General features: G+C 52.6%; 5 protein-coding genes. All 5 read right to left on the bottom strand.

Features of this window, described 5'->3' with window-relative positions; all coding sequences use genetic code 11:
- A partial coding sequence (locus ACTF5Z_RS03355) for an ApaG domain-containing protein (RefSeq protein ID WP_438984489.1) occupies positions 1 to 288 on the bottom strand: 288 nt, incomplete at its 3' end.
- On the bottom strand, positions 269 to 1069 hold the full coding sequence (rsmA, locus tag ACTF5Z_RS03360) for a 16S rRNA (adenine(1518)-N(6)/adenine(1519)-N(6))-dimethyltransferase RsmA (protein ID WP_438984490.1): 801 nt from the start codon (positions 1067 to 1069) through the stop codon (positions 269 to 271). The genes ACTF5Z_RS03355 and rsmA, both read right to left, overlap by 20 nt.
- The gene (pdxA, locus tag ACTF5Z_RS03365; protein ID WP_423849301.1) at positions 1066 to 2034 is read right to left on the bottom strand and encodes a 4-hydroxythreonine-4-phosphate dehydrogenase PdxA; all 969 of its coding nucleotides are present in this window, start codon (positions 2032 to 2034) and stop codon (positions 1066 to 1068) included. Before pdxA ends, rsmA begins: the two co-directional genes overlap by 4 nt.
- Before the next feature lie 2 nt (positions 2035 to 2036).
- Positions 2037 to 3302 (bottom strand): peptidylprolyl isomerase, encoded by a 1266-nt coding sequence (locus tag ACTF5Z_RS03370; RefSeq protein WP_438984491.1) that lies wholly within the window; start codon positions 3300 to 3302, stop codon positions 2037 to 2039.
- Positions 3286 to 4488, bottom strand: a 1203-nt coding sequence (lptD, locus tag ACTF5Z_RS03375) for an LPS assembly protein LptD (protein ID WP_438984492.1), incomplete at its 5' end; no start/stop codon positions are given. The genes lptD and ACTF5Z_RS03370, both read right to left, overlap by 17 nt.

Raw genomic sequence — 4488 nt, forward strand, 5'->3', positions numbered from 1 at the left:
ATTTGAGCCGCTGGTGTAGTCATAATGCGCGCCGGGACGCAGAGTCGGCGTTTCGCCAACGACGCCAGCACCTTCTACTTCATCAATCTTGCCGTTGGCATTGGTGATTTTCCAGTACCGGCGAAGCAGGCGCACGGTTTCCTCGCTGTGGTTTTCGATGCGAATGCGGTACGCAAAGCGATACTGTTTGCGCGCTGGATCAGAGTGCATTTCCAGATACTGAGGCTGAGTAAAGACCCGGATATCCAGCTTGGTGACCTCTTTAGTGTCAGAATTGTTCGATGCCATCGCTCAAAGCTACCCATTGTTCTAAGCTAATTGTTTCAGCGCGTGCGGCTGGATCTATGCCAAAGTGCTCGAGCTGTACGTCGGATACCACGCCTTTCAAGTTGTTCCTGAGTGTTTTGCGGCGCTGTGCAAATGCTTGCTTAACTAAGGCCTGCAAGCGCCCGAGTTGCTCTAAATCTACCTTGCTCGAGTCTTTCGGAGTCAGTTTTACCACAGCCGATTGCACTTTTGGAGCGGGATCGAAGGCTTCGGGTGGGACATCGATAATGCGCTCAACGCGGCACAAGTATTGTGCTGCGATACCCAGGCGCCCCCAAGCCTTGCTGTGCGGCTGTGCTGTCAGGCGGTCGACTACCTCCGATTGCAACATAAAGTGCATGTCGGCAATGATATCGGTGTACTCGAATAGTTTCAGTATCAATGGTGTGGAGATGTTGTAGGGAAGGTTGCCCACGACACGCAAGGGTCTGCCTTGGTGCAACTCGCGGTAGTCCGTCTTCAGTGCGTCTTGATTGTGTAAGTGAAACCCTTTGTGAATCGAAAAGCTCGCCAGCAGCAAGGTTAATAAATCGCGATCGAGTTCGATGGCATCCAAGCGCTGACAATAAGGCACGAGTTCCGCCGTTAAAGCTCCCTGACCTGGTCCAATCTCGACAATATGGTCGTCTTGCGCTGGCGCAATAGCAGATACGATCGACGTGATCACATGCGTGTCGTGCAAGAAATTTTGCCCAAAGCGTTTGCGCGCCTTGTGTTTGTAGAGACCTGAGCTTTGATTCATGATTTTAAATTCGCCAATGTCGCGGCCAGTTCGAAAGCCGCAGAAAAACTGCCGGTTTTGGCGCGTCCAGTACCGGCCAAATCTAGTGCTGTGCCGTGATCAACCGAGGTCCGAACAAACGGTAAGCCCAGGGTGACATTGACGGCCTCGCCAAAGCCCGCGTATTTAAGAACGGGTAAGCCTTGGTCATGATATTGTGCAATGACCGCATCCACTTGATCCAGAATCAAAGGTTGAAATGCGGTATCTGCTGGGAGCGGGCCCAGCAGGTCGAAACCTTGGCTCTTGAGCTGCTCTAGGCAGGGCGCAATGATCTCAATTTCTTCACGTCCAAGGTGCCCGCCTTCGCCGGCATGAGGGTTTAAACCCAGCACCGCAAGCCGCGGATTGGCGATGCCAAAGTGTTGCTGCAAATCACGTTGCGTAATATTAAGCGTTTCCGTGATCGCCTGACTGGTGATCGCCTTGGGTACCGCACTGAGTGGCAGATGGGTGGTGACCAATGCGACACGTAAAGAACCGGCGACCAGCATCATGACGACTTTTGGCACCCCCGCCATTTCGGCGAAGAATTCGGTGTGGCCACTAAAAGACACGCCGGCGTCATTGATAACGGATTTTTGAACAGGTGCTGTGATGATGGCATCGAACTCGCCTCGCAGCGCCCCATGGGCCGCACGTGCGAGGCTTTGCAGCACCGAGGCTGCATTGGCGGTATTTAAGGTGCCGGGAATAACCGACGCTTCGGTTGGGCAGTCGATAACTTCAATACTGGCGGTGTCGTAAGGGCAGTCGCCGTAGTCAACCAGGTTCATGGCTAAGCCCAACTGCTGGGCTCTGGCCTTGAGTGTTGTCGCACAACCAATAACGATACGGCGGTGTGCGCTTGGGTTTTGCAGCGCAGAGGCGACAATATCTGGGCCGATACCCGCCGGCTCGCCCAGTGTAATCGCTAGAGTAGCCACGATTATTTGATGTCGACAAAGGCTTCGTCGCGGATCTGTTGCAGCCAGGCTTCTAGTTCTTCCTGATACTTTTGGTTGTGCAGGAAGTCTTGCGCGCGGTTGCGATTGACGAGTTCAGTCACGTCTTGGTCGCGACGATCCATTACCTGCAGGATATGCCAGCCAAACTGCGACTGGAAGGGCTCGGTAATGGCGTTAAGCTCAGCGTTCGACATTTGTTCTTCAAACACAGGTACCATCTGGCCGGGGCTCGCCCACCCTAGGTCGCCACCTTCTTGGGCAGAGCCAATATCCTCTGAATATTCTCGAGCAAGATCGGCAAAGTCCTCTCCATTTAGCGCGCGTTGTCGTAATTCGGCGGCTAATTCCTGAGCTTGCTCGTTGGTCAAAATTTCGCTTGGCTTGATCAGAATGTGGCGGACTGAGGTTTGCGGAATAATTTGAGTGCCACCACGTTTCTCCAGTAAATAAATAAAGTGGAACGAGCGGCCGTTTTCAATGGGTCCTGCAAACGATCCTTGTTCCATGGTTGGCGCGATGGGTGCAAACAGTGAGGGCAAGTCAGATTCCGGGCGAATGCCTAAATCACCGCCCTTGAATTGGTAAGGGTCTATCGAAGCGCCGATCACCTCGTTAAATTCTTCGCCGTCTTTAATTCGCTCGGCTAAGCTCCCGACGTAGGTGCGCGCTGCATCCAGATCTATGTCGTCGCTGACATCGAGGCGCGCATGAATCAAGCGATAGGCCGGTTGAATGAGTTGCTGGCCTTCTTCCGTGTCAAGAAAAGCCTCGATTTCGGCTGTGGTAATATCAATTCGCTGGTTAACATTACCACCCTGAACGCGCTGAATGATCATTTCGCGCTCGATGTTGGCCAGTAACTCGCCATACGAACCGCCAGATTGTTCTAGCTGATCAACGAACTGCTGGGGCGTTAAACCATTTTGGCTGGCTAAACGTCCTACCGCCGCTGCTAATTGCTGGTCTTCGATTCGAATGCCATAGCGAACGCCTTTCTGCAGTTGGATGCTCTCCAGAATTAAGCGGTCCAGCGTTTCGCGGACCAGTGCATCCTCCGGTGGTGCTTCTAAACCGCGCGAGGTGATATTGTTTTTTACAACGACTAAGCGCTCTTGCAATTCGCTTTCCATGATGACGTCGTCGTCAACTACGGCAATGACTTTGTCTAGGATCTCAACAGCAGCTTGGGCGCCACTAATTGCGCAGCCTAATGCCAAACCTGCCGCTAATTTAACGAGTTGCTTCATGAAAACCTCTAATCAGTTGGTTGAGTGTCGAATCGATGGCTTGGCCAAAACCGCCTAAACCTTTTAATACGACCTCGATTTGTACTTGTTGTTCCTCGCGCCAGTCTAACTCAGTTTGGTAATAAAGACCGTCAGGTACGTCTTGGTACTGGCTGTGTACGAGCCGCACGCGCCAACAACAGCTGTCATACTCTAAACCAAGTAGCGTTTCGAGATTGGCATTGTGCCGTGTGTCGACATTGCCCGCAAACAAAACTCGCCATTCTGGGCTTAAACGATAAGCACCAGATACGTGCCACTGCTCGCGTGGAGTCATAAGAGTGTCGACTTTTGAGTAGCCCAAAGACAACAGCGTGCCGGTGTTGGGTTGCCAGCTGACTTCGGCAAACTGGTTCAGTGCTGTCCCAGACTGGGCGTCGGTAATAATGTCGAGCGATGCGCTGAAGCCTGAGTCCCATTGAGCTTCAGCGTTAATGCCCAGTAGCTCGTCGTACTGGTACATCGCGTGCGTCCTCAACAGGGGTGTCGCGGGGGTGTCGATGAAGGACAAATAGGCTAGTCTTGCATCTAACACCAAGCCGTCGGTGACATGATTTACCTCGATCGCTGCCGTTACTCTATTTTCTTCGAGTAGGCGATCGTGGCCAACGGTTAAGCTGGGCTTAAACCAAGCGTTACTGTGTGCTGAACGGATTCGTGTATCGAACAGGGGGGTACTTAATGAGTCATCGCCGGTGTTGCTGAGGTAATAAATTCGCGGACTAATCGTTGTCAGCGCGCTCGATGTGCGCCGATCGAAGTAAAGTCCCGCGTCTAGGATAAAACGATCAGCACTGGCCGTTGGTTTGTCGTCAATGCCGGGAAGCAAGTTGTCTAATGCGTAGCTCAAATCTTGAAAAGTGGCCTGGGCTTTGGCGTAGGCGCTTGCGCCCTGCCAGTTAAGCGCCAAGCCTGCATTGGTATAGGTTCGCTCGCCCTGTATGGCTTGGTCGTTGCTGTGATTGAAGTCAGTCCACTGCACGGTCAGCACAGGTTCAATGACTCGATTTTGACTGCGGTAGCTGACCTCAAGTTGAGGAAGGCTTGCGTAGCTATCCTTTAAATCAAGCGCAGTTGATTGCAGTTTCCGGGCGCTTATCTGGGCATCGAGATATTGCGCTTGATAGCGCAGATAACCTTCTTGGCT

This window comes from Aequoribacter sp., from assembly GCF_965659035.1.
Lineage (GTDB): Bacteria > Pseudomonadota > Gammaproteobacteria > Pseudomonadales > Halieaceae > Aequoribacter.